We start from the raw sequence: 21,007 nt of genomic DNA, 5'->3' as shown, positions 1-21,007 counted from the left end.
CGTGCCGCGTGTCGTCCGTGGTTACAGAACCGCTCGCATCGCGCGGATCACGTCGGCCTCCGACGGCAGCGCGACGGTCTGATCGCCGTGGAGGAAGACCCGGATCTGACGGACGGCCTGATGCAGCAGCATCCCCTGTCCCGAGATCGACGGGCGGCCATCGGACCAGTGCGACGCCAGCGCGGACGGCCAGGGGGCGTAGGCGACATCGAACAGGGCCCCGCCGGCATCGCCCAATCCGGCCGCGACCGACTCCTCCAGCGCCGTCCCGCTCGGAAGCGTCGCGATGGTCAGGTCGACGCTGTCGAAAGCACCGTCGAACGAGGCGGCGGTGACGGCGACGCCCAGCCGCTCCCCCAGGTCGACGAGCCCTTTCGCACGCTCCGGGCGACGCGCACGCACCTCGACCGCGTCGGCGCCGGACTCGGCCGCTGCCACGAGAGCGGATGAGGCCGTCGCGCCCGCGCCGACGATGCGCACCCGACCGAGACCGTCGAGACCGTGCTCCGCGAGGGCATCGACGATGCCGCCGACATCGGTGTTGAAGCCGTAGATGCGGTCGCTCAGGAGCAACGTGTTGACCGCTCCCGTCAGGTCTGCGTATCGGTCGCGAATCTCTGCCGCCCGGTGGGCCTGCTCCTTCAGCGGCATCGTGAGCGACAGGCCGATCCACGACCGGTCCAGCCCTGCCAGCGCCTCCACGAAGCCGGCCTCTCCGACCTGCCTGCGTGAATAGTCCCAGTCGAGACCGAGAACGCCGTACGCGGCCGCGTGCAGCCGGGGCGACTTCGAGTGTGCGATCGGGTCACCCCACACCGCGAGCTGCCGAGGCATCATCCGGCCGAGCATCCTCCGTCGGGGTTCTCCTGGCACCACTTCTCCCACTTCTCCACGCCCTGGAGATGCTCCTCGTACGTCACCGAGAACTGCGTCTCACCTGTCGCGAGGTTCACCGTCACGAAGTAGAGCCATGGTCCGTCCACCGGGTGCATCGCGGCGTCGATCGCGGCGTCGCTCGGGCTCGCGATCGGCGTGACCGGAAGCCCCGTGTGCACGTAGGTGTTCCAGGGGTTGTCGTCTTCGAGGGCCTCGGCGGAGCTCGAGACGACGCCCTCGTGCAGGGAGCCGTACCCGTACTGGGCCGTCGAATCCATCTGGAGCTTCATGTCGATGTCGAGGCGGTTCTGAATCACGCGCGACACCTTCGGGAAGTCGGCCGTGAGTCCCTCGCGCTGGATGATGGACGCGATCGTCAGCACGCGCTGAGCGTCTTCGGCGGGCACGCCCGCCGCATCGAGCGACTCCTGCGTGCGATCCACCATGCGCTGGATGACCTGAGTGGCCGTCACACCGGGATCGAACGTGTACACGGCGGGGAAGAGCCACCCTTCGAGACTCTGCGCGTCCACGCCGTAGGTCGCGGGGTCGGCGTCGACCGCGGCCTGGAGGTCCTCGAGCGGCATCCCCAGAGACTCGGCCATGCCCGGAAGCGATGACTCGATCGTCGCGCCTTCGCCGACGCTCGCCGAGTTCTCGAGCTTGTTCGCAGGATTCTGGATCGCCTCGAGTGCGGCCTCGGCCGTCATCTTCTCCTGGAGGCGGTAGATCCCGGGATAGAACGTGACCGAGATGCCCTCCTTCACCAGGTAGTCGTAGAAGACCTCATCGGTGCGCGTCACGCCCGCCTCGTACAGTGCGGTCGACACGGGAGACCCGGTGTCGCCGTCCTGGATGGTCACGAGCACCTCGCCCTCGGCGAGACCGGGTTCCCAGTCGGCGGGTTCGCCCCAGCCGAGTGCGTCGCTGATCTTGTCGCCGTACGTGTTGAACGCCCACACGCCGCCCGCCACCAGTCCGCCGATCACCGCGAGCACGATGATCAGGGCGACGAGGCAGCCGGTGCGTCGCTTCTTCTTCGGCGCGCGCCCGTCGGAATCCTCATCGGGGTGCGCGTGGAAGAGATCCTCCAGGCGACCGCCGCCTCCGGACGAGGCCGTGGTCGATGATGCGGCGGCGACCTCGGCATCGACGAGCTCGGGCGCGGTCTGCGCGTCTCCCTCGTCGGCGGCGCGGTCCGGATCGGAGGCGTTCAGCAGCGGCTCCTCACCGGCAGACCGCGTGTCGGAGTCCTGCACGCGCGCACCGGTTGAAGCATCAGGTGCGGACGTCGTCGGGAGCGCCCTGGTGGCGAGATCCTGCTCTGCAGGTGCGTCTGCGGCAGGAGGAGTGGACGCACGGGCGCCCGTCGACCTCGCAGCCTCGCGGGCCGCTCTGCGCGATCCGGGCGGAGGCGGAGTGTTGTCGACCGTCGGAAGCTGCTGCGACGGTTCGGGGAGGTTCTCGAACAGATCGCCCAGACGGGCGTCCGGATCATGCTGAGGTGACGCGTTCTCACGTTCGGGCATTATCGGGGGGACTCCTCGTCGAGCGGAACAGTGGCACCAGGCGGGTTTCCGGTGCTCTTCTCCGTGTCGATCGCCTGTTGCAGCAGGACCACTGCGGCGATCTGATCCACAATGCTACGAGAGTTCTTCTGGGATCTGCCCGAAGAACGCAGGGCGGCGTGTGCGGTGACCGTGCTCAGACGCTCATCGACGAGCCGTACGGGCGTGCCGGTGCGCACCTGCAGTGCGGCCGCGAATTCGCGCGCATCCGTCGTGGAGGGCGTATCCGCGCCCTGCATGTTGACGGGCAGACCGACGACGAACTCGAGCACATCGAAGTCGAGGGCGATGGTGGCGATGCGATCGATCGACGACTCGTTGCGCTGCACCGTCTCGACAGGGACGGCGAGCATGCCGTCGGGGTCGCAGCGAGCGACCCCGACACGAGCGCGTCCGACATCGACACCGAGCCGCACGCCGCGGCGAAAGCCGCTCACGCTGACTGCAGCTCCTGCGAGACGGCCTCGAGCGCCGAGGCGAGTGCCGAAGCATCCGTCCCGCCGCCCTGAGCGACGTCATCACGACCGCCGCCTCCGCCGCCGAGAACCGCCGCGGCGCGCTTCGCGAGCGCACCGGCCTTCGCACCCGCGGCGCGTGCGGCGTCGTTCGTGGCGACGACGACGACGGGACGACCGTTGACGACTGCACCGAGGGCGACCACCGCGGCGTCGGATCCCAGGCGTTCACGAACGCCCAGCACCAGTTCGCGCACGTCGTCGGCCGACGCGACCTCGCCGAGCGACTGGGCCGCGACGAGGAACGCTCCCACTCGACCCGCGGCGTCGGCGATGGCCGGGACCTGACCCGCCCGCTCCTTGGACTCGAACTGGGCGATGCGCTTCTCCGCCGCCTTCAGGCTGGCGGAGAGGTCGGCGATGCGCTCGGCGAGCTGGTCTCGCGGGGTCTTGAGCGAGGTCGTCAGCTGGGAGACGAGTGCGCGCTCTGCGGCGAGTTCGCGGAATGCGTCCTGGCCGACCAACGCTTCGATGCGACGGTTCGATGCGCCGACCGACGACTCGCCCACGACGCTGACGAGACCGATCTCCGCACTGGTGCTGACGTGGGTCCCCGCGCAGAGCTCGCGCGACCAGGGACCGCCGATGTCGACCATGCGCACCACGTCACCGTACTTCTCGCCGAAGAGGGCCATCGCGCCGGCCTCTTTCGCCTCGTCGAGCGTCAGGATGCGGGTCGTGACCTCGAGTGCGTCGTTGACGGCACGGTTGGTGATCTCCTCGATCTCGGTGCGCGTCTGCACAGACAGCGCCTGAGACCACGAGAAGTCGAATCGCATGTAGCCTGCGCGGTTCAGCGAACCGGCCTGGGTGGCCGTGGGGCCGAGCGTGTCGCGGAGCGCCGCGTGCACGAGGTGCGTCGCCGAGTGCGCCTGACGAGCGGCGCGGCGGTTGGCGGCGTCGACGACCGTGGTCGCCGCGTCGTCGACCGCCACGGATCCGCGCGTCACCTCGACCGTGTGACTGATGAGGCCGGGAACCGGTCGCTGCACGTCGAGCACGTCGAGCTCGAAGCCCGCACCGACGATCACTCCCTTGTCGGCGACCTGGCCACCCGACTCGGCGTACAGCGTCGTCTCGGCGAGCACGACCTCGGCGATCTGCCCCTCGGCCGCACTCGTCACGACCTGGCCGTCGACCAGGATGCCGAGGATGCGCGAGTCCACCTCGAGCTCGCTGTAGCCGTCGAAGCCGGTCTCGCCCTTCGCGCGCAGATCGCGGTAGACGGAGACGTCCGCGAGCTGGCGCTTGCGATTGCGCGCATCCGCCTTCGCGCGGGTGCGCTGCTCCTGCATCAACGAGTCGAAGGCGGCGCGATCGACGTTGAGGCCCGCTTCCTCGGCGACCTCGAGCGTGAGGTCGATCGGGAATCCGTAGGTGTCGTGCAGCAGGAACGCCTCGCGACCGCTCAGCGATCCGTCGCCCTTCTTCTTCGTCTCGTCGAGAGCGAGGTCGAGGATCGTCGAGCCCGACGCGAGGGTGCGCCGGAACGTCTCCTCCTCGGCGAAGGCGGCAGCCGACAGCGTCGACCAGTCCTTCTCGAGCACGGGGTACGCCGACTTCATGGCGTCGCGGGAAGTGGCGAAGAGTTCGGGGAAGACCGGCTCGTCGACGCCGAGCAGACGCATCGAACGCACAGTGCGACGCATGAGGCGTCGGAGGATGTAGCCGCGCCCCTCGTTCGACGGGCGCACGCCGTCGGACAGCAGCATCAACGAGGACCGGACGTGGTCCGCGATCACGCGGAACCGGACGTCATCCTCGTGCGTCGCGCCGTAGCGGCGGCCCGAGAGCTCGACGGCGCGGTCAAGGACCGGACGCACCTGATCGGTCTCGTACATGTTCTCGACGCCCTGCTTGAGGAACGCGACGCGCTCGAGACCCATGCCGGTGTCGATGTTCTTCTGGGGCAGCTCCCCCACGATGTCGAACTCCGTCTTGCCGCGGATGTTCTCGATGAAGTCCTGCATGAAGACGAGGTTCCAGATCTCCAGGAACCGCGAGTCGTCGGCCGCGGGGCCGCCGTCCTTGCCGTAGGCGGGGCCGCGGTCGAAGAAGATCTCGGAGTCCGGGCCGCCGGGGCCGGGCTGACCGGTGTTCCAGTAGTTGTCTGCGCGGCCGAGTCGCTGGATGCGCTCGGGCTTGAGCCCGATGATGTCGCGCCAGATCGCCTCCGCTTCGTCATCCGTCTCGTAGACGGTGACCCAGAGGTCCTTCTCGTCGAAGCCCAGACCACCGTCGGCCTCGGAGCTGGTCAGCAGCTCCCATGCGTAGCGGATGGCGCCCTCTTTGAAGTAGTCGCCGAACGACCAGTTGCCCATCATCTGGAAGAACGTGCCGTGCCGCGCGGTCTTGCCGACCTCTTCGATGTCGTTGGTGCGGATGCACTTCTGCAGGTCGGCGATGCGCGGGTGCGGAGCCGGAACGACGCCCGTGAGGTACGGGATCATCGGCACCATGCCGGCGACCGTGAAGAGCAGGGACGGATCGTCGCTGACCAGCGACGCCGAGGGGACGATGACGTGGTCGTTCTTCTCGAAGAAATCGAGGTAGCGCTGCGCGATGTCCGCAGTTTTCATAGGGGTGCCAGGTGTCCTTGCGTACAGGGTGTGTGGAAGTGCGGACGCGGAGCGCGGGCGGCCGACCGGCCGCGGCGCTCAGTCGTCCGCGGGGTCTGTGAGTCGCGCCTGCTGCTCGCGGTAGGCGTCACCGATGATCCCGGTGAACTCGTTGAAGCGAGCGTCTACCTCGGCGAGGATGTCGTGACCGCGCGGGTCCTTATTCATGAAATGCGCCGCGACGAAGCCGCCGATCACACCGATCAGGAACCACAGCACGTTCTTCATGTCGCCATCCTTGCCTTTGGCCCGCGAGGGCGCGGTGCCTCCATCGTATGCGGAAACGACAGAAGGCGTCGGGTGACCCCGACGCCTTCTGCGGAAAAGCTGAACTCAGCGAGCTGCGTAGTACTCGACGACGAGCTGCACTTCACAGGTCACGGGGACCTCGACGCGCTTCGGGCGACGAACCAGGCGAGCCTGGAGCTTGTCGAGCTCGACCTCGAGGTAGCCGGGAACGGGAGGCAGGACCTCGGCGTGACCGCCGGCGGCTGCGACCTGGAAGGGCTCGGTGCCCTCGCTCTTGGCCTTGACGTGGATGAGCTGACCCGGCTTCACGCGGAAGGACGGGCGGTCGACGAGCTGGCCGTCGACGAGGATGTGGCGGTGCACGACGAGCTGACGAGCCTGCGCGGTGGTGCGGGCGAAGCCCGAACGCACGACGAGAGCGTCGAGACGCATCTCGAGGAGCTCGACCAGGTTCTCACCGGTCAGGCCATCCTGACGACGCGCCTCGTTGAACGTGTTGCGCATCTGCTTCTCGCGGATGCCGTACTGCTCGCGCAGACGCTGCTTCTCACGCAGACGGACGGCGTAGTCGCTGTCAGCCTTGCGCTTGGTGCGGCCGTGCTCACCCGGAGCGTAGGGACGCTTCTCGAGGTAGCGGGCGGCCTTCGGGGTGAGCGGGATGCCGAGGGCACGGCTCAGACGAACCTTGCGGCGGTCCTGGGACTTCGTGGTCACGAAGTTTTCCTTCCGATGACGTGGTCGCGTCTTTCACGACTCACGGACGTATCGTCCGCGTTCTGCCTTGGAGCGCACGCCGGGGCGCCAGCAAGGTGTGGTGTGAACGAGGAGATGCCCGAAAACTCGGTTTCGAGCCGATCCAGTCTAACAGATCCGGGATCAACGCCCGTCGAGGATGCGACGGATGCGTTCGAGACGTGCGGAGATGTCGCGTTCGGCCCCGAGGTTCTTGGGCTCGTAGTAGCGCCTGCCCTGCAGTTCGTCGGGCAGATACTGCTGCGGAAGGATGCCGAACTCGCTGTCGTGGGGGTAGACATAGCCGCGCCCGTGACCGAGGCGCTTCGCCCCCGGGTAGTGGGCGTCGCGCAGATGCAGCGGGACCCGGCCGAACCCGCCGGAGCGGATGTCGGCGATCGCGGCGTCGATGCCCGAATATGCCGCGTTCGACTTCGCGGTCGTCGCGAGGTAGACCGTCGCCTCCGCCAGCGGGATGCGTCCTTCAGGCATGCCGATGAACGCGACGGCGTCAGCGGCCGCGACGGCGATCACGAGGCCCTGCGGGTCCGCGAGTCCCACGTCCTCCGACGCGGAGATGACGAGACGCCTGGCGATGAACCGCGGGTCTTCCCCGGCCTCGATCATCCGGGCGAGGTAGTGGAGCGCGGCATCCGGATCGGAGCCCCGGATGGACTTGATGAACGCGCTGATGACGTCATAGTGCTCGTCGCCCTGGCGGTCGTACCTCAGCAGCGCTTTGTCGACCGCCTGCGCCACATCATCCGCCGTCGCGGCGGGAACCGCACCGTCTTCACCGTTCGACAGCGCCACCGCGGCCGCGGCCTCGAGCCCCGTGAGCGCCCGCCGTGCGTCGCCGGAGGCGAGCCGGATGAGCGCGGCCCGCGCGTCATCGGCGAGCGTGACCGCTCCGTTCAGACCCCGAGCATCCGTCACGGCTCGATCGACGAGGACGCCGATGTCATCGTCGGTCAGGGGCTGCAGCGTGAGCAGCAGCGATCGGGACAGCAGCGGTGAGATCACCGAGAACGAGGGGTTCTCGGTGGTCGCGGCGATCAGCAGCACCCATCCGTTCTCGACCCCGGGCAGCAGCGCGTCCTGCTGCGCCTTGGTGAACCGGTGGATCTCGTCGAGGAACAGGATGGTCGTCTGCCCGTACAGGTCGCGCTGCGTGATCGCCTCCTGCATGACTTCGCGCACGTCCTTCACGCCCGCCGTGATCGCGGAGAGCTCGACGAATCGTCGTCCGGACGACCGCGCGATGGCCTGGGCGAGCGTGGTCTTCCCCGTGCCCGGAGGGCCCCAGAGGATGATCGACACCGCGCCGGGTGAGCTGGCCGCCGGATCGGCGAGTGCCACGATCGGAGACCCCGCGCGCAGCAGGTGCTTCTGGCCCGCCACCTCGTCGAGCGAGACCGGGCGCATGCGCACAGCGAGAGGCGTCTGCCCGGAGAGCAGTGCGGCTGCGGATGTCATCCGTCCAGGCTAACGCGGGGTGCGGACACTTCGGGCAAGAACGGTGCGCGGCGCTCGCGACGATAAGCTCTCAGGCGACGTCGCACATTCACGTCCAGTAAGGGAGCACGCAATGGCCGGACGCGGGTCCAAGAGCGCACAGCAGCGCACCGAGGCGGAGCGTGCACGACTCCACGCCGCCCGTACGTCATGGCACGAGGGACAGGTTCGCCGTCGCACACGCGACAACGCGGTCGCCGTCATCGTCGGCGCACTGGTCGTCGCCGGCGCGGTCGCGAGTCAGGTGGCGTACGCGCAGGTGAACCCGCCGGCGCCCGCACCGACGCCCACCGTCGAGCAGACCGACGCCCCCGCTCCGACGGAGTCCACGACTCCGCTGCCCACCGACCTCCCCACCGACGCGCCCGCGGAGTGACGACGCGCTGACCCTGCGCGTCGCCCGGTCGGCGATCAGTCCTCGGTGACGGCGAGACGGTACCCGCGTTTCACGACCGTGTGGATGAGCTCATTGCTGCCGAGCGCGTCGCGAAGCCTCGCGACGGCGACCTCCACGGCGTGCGGGTTGCGCTCGGCCCCCGGCAGCACTCCCCCGAGCTCGGCCCGTGAGAGCACCCGACCGCCCGCAGAGGCCAGCGCCTCGATGAGCGCTGCGGCCGACCGCGAGAGAGGTATGAATTCGCCGCCGACGAGCACGCCTCCACTGCGGACCTCGACGCGACCGGCATCGGTCGGCAGCGACGGTGCTCGGCCTCCTCCGAAATGCGCGATCACGGTCCGCGCGAGCGATCCGAGGCGACCGCGGTCGGCGATCGTCGTCCGCAGCTCTGCGGCGTGCAGGGGCGCTGCGGTGATCGGCCCGACGGAGGCCAGGAGCAGGCGGCCGCTCTCGGCACGACGACGGATCCGTTCGAGTGCCTCCGCCTGCTCGGCGAACGCGAGCCAGGATGCAGCGCCCGGCGCCGAGGTGAAGAGCACGGCATCCGCCTCGCCGCTCGCGGCCTGAAGGGCCGAGCGTCTCACGACCTCGGGGTTCGGCGGCGGTCCCCAGCGGTAGACCGTGATGCTCAGGACGTCCGCACCGGCGTCCGCCAGGAGTTCGTCGAGACCATCGGAGCCGGCGCCGTGGTGCTGCACGAGCACACGCTTGCCACCGACCCCGGAGGCGAGGAGGTACTCCCCGACCTCGGCGGACGTCTCGGACTCGGCGACCCAGTCGGCGGCGAAGCCTGCCTGCTGGATCGCTCCGTGGGCCTTCGGCCCTCTGGCGACGAAGTGCGCGTTCTCGAGCGCCGCGAAGAGCTGCTCGTCGAGTCCGTGCTCGTGGGCCGCGTCCATCCACCCACGGAATCCCACACCCGTGGTGACGATCACGATGTCCGGCGGAGTCGCGATGACGAGTTCGGTGCGGGCGATCAGCTCGGCGTCGTCGGCGTTGGTCACGATGCTCAGCGCCGGCGCGCGGTGCACCACCGCCCCGCGGCGCTCGAGAGCGGTCGCGAGGTCCACGGAGCGACGATCCGCCGCGACGACGATCGTGCAGCCGGCGAGGGCGGAGTCGAGCGTGCGCACGGTGGTCATGTGACGCTCTCGGACAGCATCGTGGCGGTCGGCAGAAGAAGGCCCGCGCGCGCGACCTGCCCGATCACGATCACCGCGGGGTTCACGACCTGAGCGGCGACCGCATCGACGACGACATCGGCGAGGGTGCTGCGGATCGTCCGTTGACGTTCGGTGTGACCGTTCTCGACGATCGCGACCGGGGTGTCTCCCGGAACTCCGTGTCGCGCCGCCCTGGCGGCGAGACGTGGGAGCGAGGCCACTCCCATCAGCACGACCGTCGTCACGGTCGGGTCTGCCAGCGCTTCGAGGGCACTCGGCGTGAGGTCACCGTGTCCGTTGACGATGTGCACCGCGGCTGCGACGCCCCGATGCGTGACCGGGATGCCCGCTGCCTGAGGAACCGAGATCGCGCTGCTGACCCCGGGGGTGACGGTGACCGGGACTCCCGCCGCCTCGCACGCGAGGACCTCCTCCCCTCCCCGGCCGAGGACGAACGGATCTCCTCCCTTGAGGCGTACGACCCGCCGACCCGCGAGTGCGTGTGCGACCAGAAGCTCGTTGATCTCGTGCTGCGGCACCGGGTGATGCCCCGGGCGCTTCCCCACGTCGATCACCTCGACGTGCGCGTCGAGCTCTCCGCGCAGCTCTTCGAAGGGGCCGAGACGATCGGCCACGACGACGTCTGCGGCCATCAGCAGACGGTACGCGCGCACCGTCATGAGGTCGGCCGGCCCCGGTCCTCCGCCGATCAGGTCGACGCGACCGACCAGCGCGCGTCTCATGGCGCAGCGCCTTCCGGGGAGCCCACGTAGACGGTCCCGGCGATCAGCGCCACCGGCCACACACGGAGCCTCGCGTCGCTCTTTCCCTGTGTGTCGAGGCATTCGCCCGTGCGCAGATCGAAGACCTGCTTGTGCAGAGGCGAGGCGACGGTCGGCACGTCTCCTCGTGTGCCGACGATGCCCCGGGAGATCACGTGGGCGTCGCTGTACGGATCGAGGTTGTCCACCGCGTGCACGGTGCCGTCCGGGAGCAGGAACAGCGCGACCTGCTCGCCGTCGATGAGCGCAGCTCGCCCGCGCTCGACCTCGAGGTCGTCGAGCGTGCAGACACGGGTGCCGGTGGCGGTGTCGACCACGATGCTCATCGCCGCACCTCCAACGCGGTGCCGGCGATCAGGACCCCGCCGGTCCGGCGCTCCTCGGACGTGGCCGGTCGGATCTGGCCACGCTCCGAGACGTACGCGAGCGAAGGATCCGGCGTGTCCGCGGCGTTCACGAACGACCGGAAGCGCTCGAGCTTGACGGGATCGCGGAGCGTGGCCGCCCATTCGTCCTCGTAGCGATCGACGTGCTGGGCCATGGCCGCGTCGAGATCGTCGCAGATCCCCAGCGAGTCGTCGAAGATCACGCTGCGCAGGCCGTCGAGCCCGCCCTCCAGTTCCGCGCACCACGGTGCCGTGCGCTGCAGACGATCGGCTGTGCGGATGTAGTACATGAAGAAGCGGTCGATCGCCCGGATGAGCCCGTCATCGTCGAGGTCCGATGCGAGGAGTTCCGCGTGCCTGGGTGAGAATCCACCGTTGCCCCCGACATACATGTTCCAGCCGGTCTCGGTCGCGATGACCCCGACATCCTTGCCGCGCGCCTCGGCGCACTCGCGCGCGCACCCGGAGACGCCGAGCTTCAGCTTGTGGGGCGCGCGCAACCCGCGGTAGCGGAGCTCGAGCTTCACCGCCATGCCGACCGCGTCGAGCACCCCGTAACGGCACCAGGTCGAGCCGACGCAGGACTTCACCGTGCGCAGCGACTTGCCGTACGCCTGTCCTGATTCGAAACCGGCATCGACGAGGCGCCGCCAGATCGACGGCAGCTGCTCGAGGCGCGCGCCGAACATGTCGATCCGCTGGCCGCCGGTGATCTTCGTGTAGAGGGCGTAGTCCTTCGCGATCTGGCCGATCGCGATGAGCCCCTCCGGAGTGACCTCGCCGCCGGCCATCCTCGGGACGACCGAGTACGTGCCGTCCTTCTGCATGTTGGCCATCACGTGGTCGTTGGTGTCCTGCAACGTCGCGTTCTCGCCGTCGAGCACGTGCGCCCCGACGAGCACCGACAGGATGCTGGCGATCGCCGGCTTGCAGATATCGCAGCCTCGGCCCCGGCCGAAGCGCTCGACGATCGAGCTGAACGTCGTGAGCTGTGCGACCTGCACGGCGTCGAACAGCTGGCGGCGCGAGAGGTCGAAGTGCTCGCACAGCGCGTGCGACACCGTCTGACCGAGCTTCGTGAGCTCCTGCCCGACGACCTTCTTCACCATCAGGACACAGGATCCGCAGGTGGCTCCCGCCTTCGTGCATCCCTTGACCGCCGCCGCGTCCGCGCATCCCTCCTCGTGCACCGCCTGACGGATGCGACCCGCGGTCACGTTCGAGCACGAGCAGACCACGGCTGCGTCCGGGAGCTCGCCGACGGGTGCCTCGTTCCCGCCCTCAGGCAGCAGATACGCCGCAGGGTCAGCGCCGAGTGCGGCACCCACGAGCGGACGCAGTGCGCCGTACGCGGCGGCATCTCCGACCAGGATGCCGCCGAGCAGCGTCTGGGCGTCGTCGGAGAGCACCAGCTTCTTGTAGACGCCCGCGACGGGGTCCGCATAGACCACGTCGAGCGCGTTCGGGGTGACGGCCATCGCGTCGCCGAAGCTCGCCACGTCGACACCTGACAGCTTGAGCTTCGACGAGTCGTCGTATCCGGGGAACACCGCGTCGCCGCCGAGCAGCCGGGTCGCCGCGACCTCCGCCATCGCGTATCCCGGGGCCACCAGCCCCACACAGCGTCCCTCGAAGCTGGCGACCTCCCCGATCGCGAGGATGTGCGGGTCGGAGGTCGCGCACCGGTCGTCGATGACCACGCCGCCGCGCGGTTCGACGTGCATGTCGGCGTTGCGGGCGAGCTCGTCCCGGGGGCGCACGCCGACGGTGAAGACCACGACGTCGGCGCGCTCGACCGACCCGTCCTGGAACTCCAGCGCGGTCACCGCGCCGGAGGCGTCAGGGTCGAGACGCGTCGTGCGCGATTCGGTGCGCACCGAGATGCCTCTGGCCTCGAGCAGTCGTCGCAACATGCCCGCACCGGCGGAGTCCAGCTGCGCGGACATCAGGCGATCGGAGTATTGCACGACGGTCGACTCGACATCCATTCCCTGCAGCGCGCCCGCTGCCTCCAACCCGAGCAGGCCTCCGCCGATGACCGCGCCCTTGAGCGGACGCCCCAGCATCCGGCTGCGCGACTCGACGAAGTCCTTGAGTCGACGGACGTCGTCGAGAGTCCGATACACGAAGCACCCCGGCAGATCCGCGCCATCGACCGCGACCTTCGCCGCGTACGAACCGGTGGCGAGGACGAGCGTGTCGTAGGGGATCGTCTGACGAGAACGCGTCGTGACGGTGCGCGCGGAGCGATCGATGCGCAGCACGCGATCGTCGGTCATGACCCGCACACGGAAGTCGTCGAACACCGAGCGGTCGAGCTCGAGCGCCTCAGGGGTCGCGCCCGAGAAGAAGCTCGTCAGGCCCACTCTGTCGTACGGGTGACGCCCCTCGTCTCCGATCACGGTGACGTGCATCGGCTTCTCGGCCCTGCTGATGAGGCTCTCGACGAATCGGTGCGCCACCATGCCGGCTCCGACGACCACGATCTCCTCTGGGGTGAGGATGGCCTCGTTCATGCTTCTCCATTCGCCGGGGGACGTCGTGATGGCGACGATAGGAGCACGGTGTTTCCCGCAAGTGACGCCCGGTGTTTCGTGCGTCGAACGTTCTGCTCACAGAACGGTAACGATGGTTGTGAGACGCGGTGACCACACCCGAAGGTCGCTCTCGTACTAGGCTGAACCTCGTCCTTTCCGCCTCCCGCGGGCCCTACCGCGCAAGGAGAATCACCGTGTCTGCCACAGAGCCGTCGAAGCCGACTCCCCCCGTTCCCGCTCCCCCGACGGCACCCCTGCCGCGAAAGCTGCCCAAGCCGGCGACTGTCGCTCCTGCTGCCGCCTCCGCGCCTGCCAGCGCATCGTCCTCCGCCGATGCCGCCAAGTGGGGCCGCGTCGCAGACGACGGCACCGTCGAGGTCCTCGAGGGTGAGGAGTGGCGCGTCGTCGGACAGTACCCTGACGGCACCCCGGGCGAGGCGCTCGCCTACTTCGTTCGCAAGTACGACGACATCGCCTTCAAGGTGCACGCGCTCGAACAGCGCCACCAGGCAGGCGGCGCGCCTGCCGGCGACCTCGTCAAGCAAGCCGGTCACCTCCTCGCCGAGGCGACGGATGCCGCAGCTGTCGGCGACCTCGCCGGCCTGCGCGAGCGTCTCAACACACTGACGTCCTCCCTCTCGGAAGCGACCGCGCAGGAGGCCCAGCAGGCCAAGGAGCTCGTCGATCAGGCGATCGTCGAGCGCACCGCTCTGGTGGAGCGCGCCGAGGCGATCGCCGCCCGCGATCTGTCGAAGGTGCAGTGGAAGCAGGTCACGGCAGAGCTCGGCGAGCTGTTCGACGCGTGGCAGGCCCAGCAGCAGAGCGGCCCGCGTCTGTCAAAGAGCGTCTCGCAGCAGCTCTGGAAGCGGTTCCGCGACGCACGCGGAACCGTCGACAAGGCCCGCCGTGCGTTCTACTCCGAGCTCGACGACACCCACAAGGCCGCTCGCGACGCGAAGACCCGTCTGGTGGAGCGCGCCGAGGCACTCGCGCCGCGCGGAATCGACGGCATCCCGTCGTACCGGAACCTGCTCGACGAATGGAAGGCTGCGGGCCGCGCAGGTCGCAAGGCCGACGACGCGCTCTGGGCGCGGTTCAAGGCCGCCGGCGACGCTCTCTATTCGGCCCGCGCCGAGCAGGCTGCGGCCGAAGAGGCCGAGTCCGGCCCGAAGATCGAGGCACGTCAGGCTCTGCTCGAGGAGGCCAAGACGGTCGCCGACGAGCCGAACATCAAGCGTGCACGGGCACTGCTCACCGGCATCCAGCGCCAGTGGGACGAGATCGGTCGAGTCTTCCCCCGCGAGAAGGAGCGAGCGCTCGACGACCGCCTGCGTGTCATCGAGCAGGCGCTCAAGGCCCGCGAAGAGGTCGACTGGAAGAAGAACAACCCCGAGACCAAGGCTCGCGCCAACGACATGAGCTCGCAGCTCCTCGAAGCGATCGAGAAGCTCGAGTCCGAGCTCGCCGCCGCCGAGAAGGCCGGCGACAAGAAGGCGGCGAAGGCCGCCGCGGATGCGCTCGAGGCCCGACGTACCTGGCTCAACGCACTCGGAGGCTGACGCTCTCCACAGATCCTCGGGTCCGTCAGGAACGCGGGATGCAGCACGCCAGACTGGCGTGGTGCATCCCGCGTTCCTGTATCTGCCCGGGCGAAGTCTCGACATCACCGAGCTCAGTGCGGCTCGACTCGACGGCCACGTCTTCGAGATCGGCGAAGGCTACATTCCCGCGGATCTCGTCGAAGGCCCCGCCACGAGGGCCGCTGCTGTCGCGACTCTCATCCCGGCGGACACCGCGGCGTCAGGTCCGACAGCGGCATGGATCCACGGCGCCGGCGATGCTCCCCCCGCCCGGCACCACGTGAGGCGGGCGGTCGATCATCGAATCAGACCGGTGATAGCCCCGAGGGTCACGCTCCACGACACTGCTCTCGCCGCGAGCGAGTTCGTCGTCCTGGGCGAGGTGCCCGTGATGACTCCAGCGCGCACGATGATCGACCTCGCGCTCGGACTCCATCGTGATGAGTCGCTGCGACGCTGGATGCTGCTGCTCGCCGAGGTCGATCCGCGGCTCGTCCGAGACGCTGTCGCCGCCCTCGAGACGATGACCAGGGTTCCCGGCAAGAGGGCGGGACGTGCCGCACTCGAGAGACTCTCCCTCAGGACGAGGTGACGCGGTAGACGTCGTAGACCGCGTCGATACGGCGTACCGCGTTCAGTACTCGATCGAGGTGCACGGCATCACCCATCTCGAACACGAAACGACTGATCGCGAGGCGCTCATCCGTCGTGCTGACCGTCGCCGAGAGGATGTTCACGTGATGCTCGCTGAGCACACGTGTCACGTCCGACAGCAGGCCCGACCTGTCGAGTGCCTCGACCTGGATCTGCACGCGGAACACGCTCTTCGTCGTCGGAGCCCAGGAGACCTCGACGAAGCGGTCCTGTTCGCTCGCGAGCGCCTTGACGTTCACGCAGTCGGTGCGGTGCACCGAGACGCCGCTTCCGCGCGTGACGAAGCCCACGATCTCGTCGCCCGGAACCGGAGTACAGCACTTCGCGACCTTGACGAGGATGTCGGACGCTCCGCGCACGAGAACCCCGGAATCGCCGGCACGAGGCTCCCGTGACGGCATACTGCCCGGAAGATCGATGGGACCGGTGACCGGATCCGTCGCCGCGACCAGAGCGGTGACCTTCTCGAGAACCGACTGCGTCGACACGTGGCCCTCGCCGACCGCTGCATACAGCGCGGAGACGTCCTCGTAGCGGAGCTGGTGCGCGACCTCGGCGAACGAGTCCTGACTCATGAGTCGCTGCAGCGGCATGTTCTGGCGGCGCATCGCACGGGCGATCGCCTCCTTGCCCTGCTCGATCGCCTCTTCGCGGCGCTCCTTCGTGAACCACCCGCGGATCTTGTTCCGGGCTCGGGTGCTCTTGACGAAGCCGAGCCAGTCCTGGCTCGGTCCGGCATCGGGGTTCTTCGAGGTGAACACCTCGACGACGTCGCCGCTCTTGAGCTCGGATTCCAGCGGAACCAGACGGCCGTTGACCTTCGAGCCCATCGTGCGGTGGCCGATCTCGGTGTGCACGGCATACGCGAAGTCGACGGGGGTCGCGCCCGCGGGGAGACCCACCACGCGCCCCTTGGGCGTGAAGACGTAGACCTCTTTGGCTCCGATCTCGAAGCGGAGGGAGTCGAGGAACTCGCCGGGGTCGGCCGTCTCGGCCTGCCAGTCGGAGATGTGCGCGAGCCAGGCCATGTCGCTGTCCGACGCGCGGACCTCGGCCTTGCCGCCGTTCATCCGCTCCTTGTACATCCAGTGCGCGGCGACACCGTACTCGGCCTGCTGGTGCATCTCGTGCGTGCGGATCTGGATCTCGACCGTGCGGCCGGACGGCCCGATCACCGTCGTGTGCAGCGACTGGTAGAGGTTGAACTTCGGAGTGGCGATGTAGTCCTTGAAGCGACCGGGAAGCGGGGTCCATCGCGCATGGATCGCACCGAGGACGGCGTAGCAGTCGCGCACGGATGCGACGAGCACGCGGATGCCGATGAGGTCGTAGATGTCGTCGAACTCGCGGCCGCGCACCACCATCTTCTGGTAGACGGAGTAGAGCTGCTTCGGGCGCCCGACGACCTTGCCGCGGATGCGCAGATCGCGGAGGTCTTCGTCGATCTCCTCGACCACCTGGGCGAGGTATTTCTCACGCTGAGGGGTGCGCTGAGCGATCAGGTTGTGGATCTCGTTGTAGATCTTCGGATGCAGGACGGCGAACGAGAGATCCTCGAGCTCCGACTTGATCGCCTGGATGCCGAGGCGGTTGGCCAGCGGCGCATAGATCTCGAGGGTTTCCTTGGCCTTCTTGGCCGCCTTCTCGGGAGGCACGAACCCCCACGTGCGCGCGTTGTGCAGTCGGTCGGCCAGCTTGATGAGCAGGACGCGGATGTCCTTCGACATCGCGACGATCATCTTGCGGACGGTCTCGGCCTGGGCGCTTTCGCCGTACTTGACCTTGTCGAGCTTGGTGACGCCGTCGACGAGCATCGCGACCTCGTCGCCGAACTCGGCGGTGAGGTCGGTCAGTGCGTAGCCCGTGTCCTCCACCGTGTCGTGCAGGAGTGCCGCGGCGATCGCGCGGGGCCCCAGGCCCATCTCGGCGAGGATCTGCGCGACGGCGAGCGGGTGCGTGATGTACGGCTCGCCGCTCTGACGCTGCTGCCCGGTGTGCTTCTCCTTGGCGACCTTGTAGGCACGCTCGATGACCGCGAGGTCACCCTTCGGATGATTCGCCCGCACAGTGCGGATGAGGTTGTCGAGGTCGTTGACCCTGGGCGCGCGGGAGAAGATGCGGGGAACCAGTCGTCTCAGGCTGGATCCCTGCGACGCCGTCTGCGGTTCCGCCATCCGCTCACCTCCGAATCACAACAGCTTACGCGTGCTCTGCGGGGTGCGGCCCCGCAGAACGGGAACGATCAGACCTCGACAGCGGCTTTCGCGCGGGACTCGCGGATCCTCGCATCGCGAGCGGCGATTCCGGGCTCGTTCTCGCGGAACAGCGAGTAGAGCGGAGCAGCCACGAACAGGGTCGAGTACGTCGCGACGAGGATCCCGACGAAGATCGACAGCGAGATGTCGGTGAGCGACTCCGCACCGAGCCAGAAGGCGCCGATGAAGAGGACGGCACCGACGGGAAGCGCAGCCACGACCGAGGTGTTGATCGAGCGTACGAGCGTCTGGTTGACCGCGAGGTTGACCGATTCGCCGAAGAGCCGCGCGGACTTCTCGCCGTCTTCGGTGGTGTTCTCCCTGATCTTGTCGAACACGACTGTCGTGTCGTAGAGGGAGTACGCGAGGATCGTCAGGAAGCCGATCACGGCCGCAGGCGAGATCTCGAAGCCGGCCAGCGCGTAGACGCCGACGGTGATGACGAGAACATCGAGGAGGCCGATGATCGCCGCTGCCGACATCTTCCACGTGCGGAAGTAGATCGCGAGGATCAGGAAGGTCAGTGCGAGGAAGATCGCGAGACCCCAGAGCGACTGCTTCGTGACGTTCTCACCCCACGCCGGGCCGATGAACGACGAGGTGACGCTGTCGGGCTCGACGCCGTACGCCTCGGCGAGGGCATTGGAGACCTGCTGGGTCTCGGCCGCGCTCATCTGATCGGTCTGTACGCGGATGTTGGTCTCGTTGATGACCACCACCTTGGTGGCGGCATCGGGAACGACCGACTGCACGGCATCCGTCGCCGTCTGCTGATCGGTGCTGTCCGGAGCCTGCACCGTGAACTGCGAACCGCCCGTGAACTCGATCGAGAACTGGATCGGACGGATCAGCGGCACGAGAGCCGAACCCACCACGAGGATGATCGCGATGATGAACCAGAGTCGACGCTTGCCGACGAACGGGAAGGACGTCTTGCCCGTGTAGAGGTTGTTTCCGAACTCGTTCATGGAAGCCATCACGCGTCCCCCTCACTTCCGGTGCTGGTGGATCTGTCACCGGCGAGTGCTTCGGCGCGCTTGCGCTCTGCGATGGTCTGACGGCGTTCGGCTTCGCCCTTGGCTCTGGCGTTCTTCGCGCCCCGTCCGGCGGTCGCGGTCGACACCTGGCGGAACTGCGAGCGGCTGCGGTAGACGGCACCGAGCGACTCGGGATCGAGGCCGGAGAGCTTGTGTCCGCCGCCGAAGAACTTCGTGCGTGCGAGAAGCTGCATCACGGGGTGGGTGAAGATCACGAAGATGAACACGTCGATCAACGTCGTGAGGCCGAGCGTGAACGCGAAGCCCTTCACCGTGGCATCGGCCAGGATATAGAGCACGACCGCGGCGAGGATGTTGATCGACTTCGAGATGTAGATCGTGCGCTTGGCGCGACCCCAGCCGTCTTCGACCGCCGCGGTGATCGACTTGCCGTCGCGCAGCTCGTCTCGGATTCTCTCGAAGTAGACGATGAACGAGTCGGCGGTGAATCCGATCGACACGATCAGACCGGCGACACCGGCGAGCGACAGGCGGAACCCGAGTCTCCACGCCAGGATGCAGATGATGATGTAGGTCAGCACGGCCATCACCGCGATCGATGCGATGATCACCGACCCGAGAGCTCGGTAGACGATGAGCGAGTAGATCGCGACGAGCGCCAGACCGATCAGACCGGCGATGAGACCGATCTGCAGCTGCTGCGTTCCGAGAGTCGCCGAGATCGTGTCGGAGCTCTGCACGGTGAAGCTCAGAGGCAGTGCACCGAACTTCAGCTGGTCGGCGAGAGTGGTCGCCGTCTCCTGGGTGAAGTCGCCGGAGATGCTCGGGCGGCCGTCGAGGATCTGCCCGTTCATTCGCGGAGCGCTGATCACGGAGCCGTCGAGGACGAACGCGAACTGGTCGCGAGGCGACAGCTCGTTGATGCGGTTCTGGTTGAGGCGGGTGCTGACCTTGCCGAACGCGTCAGCGCCATCGGCATTCATGGTCAGCTGCACCAGCCAGGCGCCCGACTTCGGGTCGCGGCCGGCGGTCGCGTCGGTGATCGCATCACCCGTGAGCTCTGTCGGTCCGAGAAGGTACTTGGCCTGCCCGGACGGATCGCAGGCGATCAGCGGCTGGTCCTTGGGAGCGCTCGACGGGTCGTTCTCGGGGTTCGCGCAGTCGTAGGCCTGGAACTCCGCCGCCAGCTTGTCGCTGACCCACGACAGGTCGCTCGCGTCGGTCGGCGTGGCCGTCGGCGTCGCGTTCAGAGAGGCGTCCGGCGTCGGGTACGCCGTCTCGTTGCCGTCCTCACCCACGTACGTGTTCGTGCCCGCGGTGGTGGCGAGGACAGGACGGAACTCGAGCTGCGCGCTGGACTGGATGCGCTCGCGCGTCTGCTCGTCGGCGACACCCGGGATCTGGACGACGATGTTGCGTCCGCCCTCGGTCGTGATGTCGGCCTCGGCCACACCGGACGCGTCGACACGCTGCCGGATGATCGCCGCGGCCTGATCGAGCTGCTCGCTCGACGGAGCCGCGCCGTCTTCGGTCTCGGCACTGAGCACGATCTGCGTTCCACCCTGCAGGTCGAGCGCGAGCTCCGGAGTCCACGAGCTCTTCTCGAAGACATGCACGCCCAGCGCGTTGATGCCGAACAGGACGCCCGTCACCAGGAGCAGGCCCAGAAGGACCCGCCAGGCGTGACGGACCGGGGAGGAAGTGGCCACGTGTGATCAGCTTTCTACGATGCCGGAGTGCCGAGAGTGTGAAGCGGCGAGGGCTTACTTGTCGTCGGCGTCGCGCTCGAGGCGACGCCGGGTCTCCTCGGGAGTCTCGATGGCCGGTGCGTCCTCTGCGAGGGGCGTCTCGTCGACGACGACCACGCCGTCGTCGAGGCCGTCGACGACGGCGTCCTTCGGCTCGACGATGCGGAGGATCGCCTGGCTGTGGACCTCGATGACCGTACCGGGGGCGATCTCGACCAGAGCGGGCGAGTCGAGGTCGTCGTGGTCATAGGCCACGATCGTTCCGTAGATGCCGCCCTGAAGGAGCACCTTCACGCCGGGAACCGTCTTGGTCGCCTTCTCTTCCTGTTCCGCCTTCATCTGCTTCTGACGCTTGCGTCCGTTGACGAACATGAAGACGACGAGCACGGCGAGAAGGCCGAAGAGGAGGATTTCCATGGGCATGGTGGCAAAGG

The 21,007-nt window shown here is 68.0% G+C and carries 18 protein-coding genes; 3 read left to right on the top strand and 15 right to left on the bottom strand.

Features of this window, described 5'->3' with window-relative positions; genetic code table 11:
* Positions 1 to 21 precede the first annotated feature (21 nt).
* From ACTJKH_RS03445 to ACTJKH_RS03415, 7 genes are all read right to left on the bottom strand, one after another.
* Positions 22 to 837 carry a shikimate dehydrogenase gene (locus ACTJKH_RS03445; RefSeq protein ID WP_440735771.1) on the bottom strand — a complete coding sequence of 272 codons (816 nt, stop codon included), beginning with the start codon at positions 835 to 837 and terminating at the stop codon, positions 22 to 24.
* Positions 834 to 2,405, bottom strand: a complete 1,572-nt coding sequence (gene mltG, locus ACTJKH_RS03440; protein ID WP_440735770.1) for an endolytic transglycosylase MltG — start codon at positions 2,403 to 2,405, stop codon at positions 834 to 836. Before mltG ends, ACTJKH_RS03445 begins: the two co-directional genes overlap by 4 nt.
* Positions 2,405 to 2,881 carry a Holliday junction resolvase RuvX gene (ruvX, locus tag ACTJKH_RS03435; protein WP_210097981.1) on the bottom strand — a complete coding sequence of 159 codons (477 nt, stop codon included), beginning with the start codon at positions 2,879 to 2,881 and terminating at the stop codon, positions 2,405 to 2,407. The genes mltG and ruvX overlap by 1 nt, the downstream gene beginning before the upstream one ends.
* Entirely contained in the window at positions 2,878 to 5,538 is a 2,661-nt protein-coding gene (alaS, locus tag ACTJKH_RS03430) for an alanine--tRNA ligase (protein WP_440735769.1), read from the bottom strand. Before alaS ends, ruvX begins: the two co-directional genes overlap by 4 nt.
* A gap of 78 nt (positions 5,539 to 5,616) precedes the next feature.
* Positions 5,617 to 5,805, bottom strand: coding sequence for a hypothetical protein (locus ACTJKH_RS03425; RefSeq protein WP_060926815.1), 189 nt, complete (start codon positions 5,803 to 5,805; stop codon positions 5,617 to 5,619).
* A gap of 105 nt (positions 5,806 to 5,910) precedes the next feature.
* Positions 5,911 to 6,540 carry a 30S ribosomal protein S4 gene (gene rpsD, locus ACTJKH_RS03420; protein ID WP_210097983.1) on the bottom strand — a complete coding sequence of 210 codons (630 nt, stop codon included), beginning with the start codon at positions 6,538 to 6,540 and terminating at the stop codon, positions 5,911 to 5,913.
* A gap of 162 nt (positions 6,541 to 6,702) precedes the next feature.
* Positions 6,703 to 8,034, bottom strand: coding sequence for a replication-associated recombination protein A (locus tag ACTJKH_RS03415; protein WP_440735768.1), 1,332 nt, complete (start codon positions 8,032 to 8,034; stop codon positions 6,703 to 6,705).
* 112 nt (positions 8,035 to 8,146) lie between these two features.
* On the opposite strand from ACTJKH_RS03415, the gene ACTJKH_RS03410 reads away from it, so the two are divergent.
* On the top strand, positions 8,147 to 8,449 hold the full coding sequence (locus ACTJKH_RS03410; RefSeq protein ID WP_210097985.1) for a hypothetical protein: 303 nt from the start codon (positions 8,147 to 8,149) through the stop codon (positions 8,447 to 8,449).
* A gap of 35 nt (positions 8,450 to 8,484) precedes the next feature.
* Here ACTJKH_RS03410 and ACTJKH_RS03405 read toward each other — a convergent pair whose 3' ends face one another.
* The 4 genes from ACTJKH_RS03405 to nirB are packed head-to-tail and all read right to left on the bottom strand — an operon-like array spanning position 8,485 to position 13,317.
* Positions 8,485 to 9,612, bottom strand: coding sequence for a uroporphyrinogen-III synthase (locus ACTJKH_RS03405; RefSeq protein ID WP_440735767.1), 1,128 nt, complete (start codon positions 9,610 to 9,612; stop codon positions 8,485 to 8,487).
* Complete coding sequence (cobA, locus tag ACTJKH_RS03400) at positions 9,609 to 10,376, bottom strand: uroporphyrinogen-III C-methyltransferase (RefSeq protein ID WP_440735766.1); 768 nt, start codon at positions 10,374 to 10,376, stop codon at positions 9,609 to 9,611. The genes ACTJKH_RS03405 and cobA overlap by 4 nt, the downstream gene beginning before the upstream one ends.
* On the bottom strand, positions 10,373 to 10,741 hold the full coding sequence (gene nirD, locus ACTJKH_RS03395; RefSeq protein ID WP_440735765.1) for a nitrite reductase small subunit NirD: 369 nt from the start codon (positions 10,739 to 10,741) through the stop codon (positions 10,373 to 10,375). The genes cobA and nirD overlap by 4 nt, the downstream gene beginning before the upstream one ends.
* Positions 10,738 to 13,317: a nitrite reductase large subunit NirB gene (gene nirB / locus ACTJKH_RS03390; protein ID WP_440735764.1), complete on the bottom strand. Its 2,580-nt coding sequence runs from the start codon at positions 13,315 to 13,317 to the stop codon at positions 10,738 to 10,740. Before nirB ends, nirD begins: the two co-directional genes overlap by 4 nt.
* Before the next feature lie 215 nt (positions 13,318 to 13,532).
* On the opposite strand from nirB, the gene ACTJKH_RS03385 reads away from it, so the two are divergent.
* Together ACTJKH_RS03385 and ACTJKH_RS03380 are read left to right on the top strand one after the other, a co-directional pair.
* A complete protein-coding gene (locus tag ACTJKH_RS03385; protein ID WP_440735763.1) occupies positions 13,533 to 14,897 on the top strand; it encodes a DUF349 domain-containing protein in 1,365 nt (454 codons plus the stop codon).
* 61 nt (positions 14,898 to 14,958) lie between these two features.
* Positions 14,959 to 15,510: a type IV toxin-antitoxin system AbiEi family antitoxin gene (locus tag ACTJKH_RS03380; RefSeq protein WP_440735762.1), complete on the top strand. Its 552-nt coding sequence runs from the start codon at positions 14,959 to 14,961 to the stop codon at positions 15,508 to 15,510.
* Here ACTJKH_RS03380 and ACTJKH_RS03375 read toward each other — a convergent pair.
* The 4 genes from ACTJKH_RS03375 to ACTJKH_RS03360 form a co-directional block, all read right to left on the bottom strand.
* Complete coding sequence (locus ACTJKH_RS03375) at positions 15,497 to 17,746, bottom strand: RelA/SpoT family protein (RefSeq protein ID WP_210097992.1); 2,250 nt, start codon at positions 17,744 to 17,746, stop codon at positions 15,497 to 15,499. The two genes, ACTJKH_RS03380 and ACTJKH_RS03375, sit on opposite strands and share 14 nt — an antisense overlap.
* 68 nt (positions 17,747 to 17,814) lie before the next feature.
* Complete coding sequence (secF, locus tag ACTJKH_RS03370; protein WP_440735761.1) at positions 17,815 to 18,804, bottom strand: protein translocase subunit SecF; 990 nt, start codon at positions 18,802 to 18,804, stop codon at positions 17,815 to 17,817.
* A complete protein-coding gene (gene secD / locus ACTJKH_RS03365; RefSeq protein WP_440735760.1) occupies positions 18,804 to 20,534 on the bottom strand; it encodes a protein translocase subunit SecD in 1,731 nt (576 codons plus the stop codon). Before secD ends, secF begins: the two co-directional genes overlap by 1 nt.
* Before the next feature lie 54 nt (positions 20,535 to 20,588).
* Entirely contained in the window at positions 20,589 to 20,996 is a 408-nt protein-coding gene (locus ACTJKH_RS03360) for a preprotein translocase subunit YajC (RefSeq protein ID WP_343848340.1), read from the bottom strand.
* Positions 20,997 to 21,007 lie beyond the last annotated feature (11 nt).

This window comes from Microbacterium sp. 22215 (assembly GCF_052045655.1).
Classification (GTDB): Bacteria; Actinomycetota; Actinomycetes; order Actinomycetales; family Microbacteriaceae; genus Microbacterium; species Microbacterium phyllosphaerae.
The sequence above is the reverse complement of the archived record's forward strand: the minus strand, read 5'-3'. Positions and strand labels throughout refer to the sequence as shown.

Bases quoted from the DNA above. Each gene is read 5' to 3' on its own strand.
- ACTJKH_RS03360 (WP_343848340.1), bottom strand. From the start codon at position 20,996: ATGCCCATGGAAATCCTCCTCTTCGGCCTTCTCGCCGTGCTCGTCGTC.
- alaS (WP_440735769.1), bottom strand. From the start codon at position 5,538: ATGAAAACTGCGGACATCGCGCAGCGCTACCTCGATTTCTTCGAGAAG.
- mltG (WP_440735770.1), bottom strand. From the start codon at position 2,405: ATGCCCGAACGTGAGAACGCGTCACCTCAGCATGATCCGGACGCCCGT.
- ACTJKH_RS03425 (WP_060926815.1), bottom strand. From the start codon at position 5,805: ATGAAGAACGTGCTGTGGTTCCTGATCGGTGTGATCGGCGGCTTCGTC.
- cobA (WP_440735766.1), bottom strand. From the start codon at position 10,376: ATGAGACGCGCGCTGGTCGGTCGCGTCGACCTGATCGGCGGAGGACCG.
- ACTJKH_RS03445 (WP_440735771.1), bottom strand. From the start codon at position 837: ATGATGCCTCGGCAGCTCGCGGTGTGGGGTGACCCGATCGCACACTCG.
- ACTJKH_RS03375 (WP_210097992.1), bottom strand. From the start codon at position 17,746: ATGGCGGAACCGCAGACGGCGTCGCAGGGATCCAGCCTGAGACGACTG.
- ACTJKH_RS03415 (WP_440735768.1), bottom strand. From the start codon at position 8,034: ATGACATCCGCAGCCGCACTGCTCTCCGGGCAGACGCCTCTCGCTGTG.
- nirB (WP_440735764.1), bottom strand. From the start codon at position 13,317: ATGAACGAGGCCATCCTCACCCCAGAGGAGATCGTGGTCGTCGGAGCC.
- secF (WP_440735761.1), bottom strand. From the start codon at position 18,804: ATGGCTTCCATGAACGAGTTCGGAAACAACCTCTACACGGGCAAGACG.
- ACTJKH_RS03405 (WP_440735767.1), bottom strand. From the start codon at position 9,612: ATGACCACCGTGCGCACGCTCGACTCCGCCCTCGCCGGCTGCACGATC.
- ACTJKH_RS03410 (WP_210097985.1), top strand. From the start codon at position 8,147: ATGGCCGGACGCGGGTCCAAGAGCGCACAGCAGCGCACCGAGGCGGAG.
- nirD (WP_440735765.1), bottom strand. From the start codon at position 10,741: ATGAGCATCGTGGTCGACACCGCCACCGGCACCCGTGTCTGCACGCTC.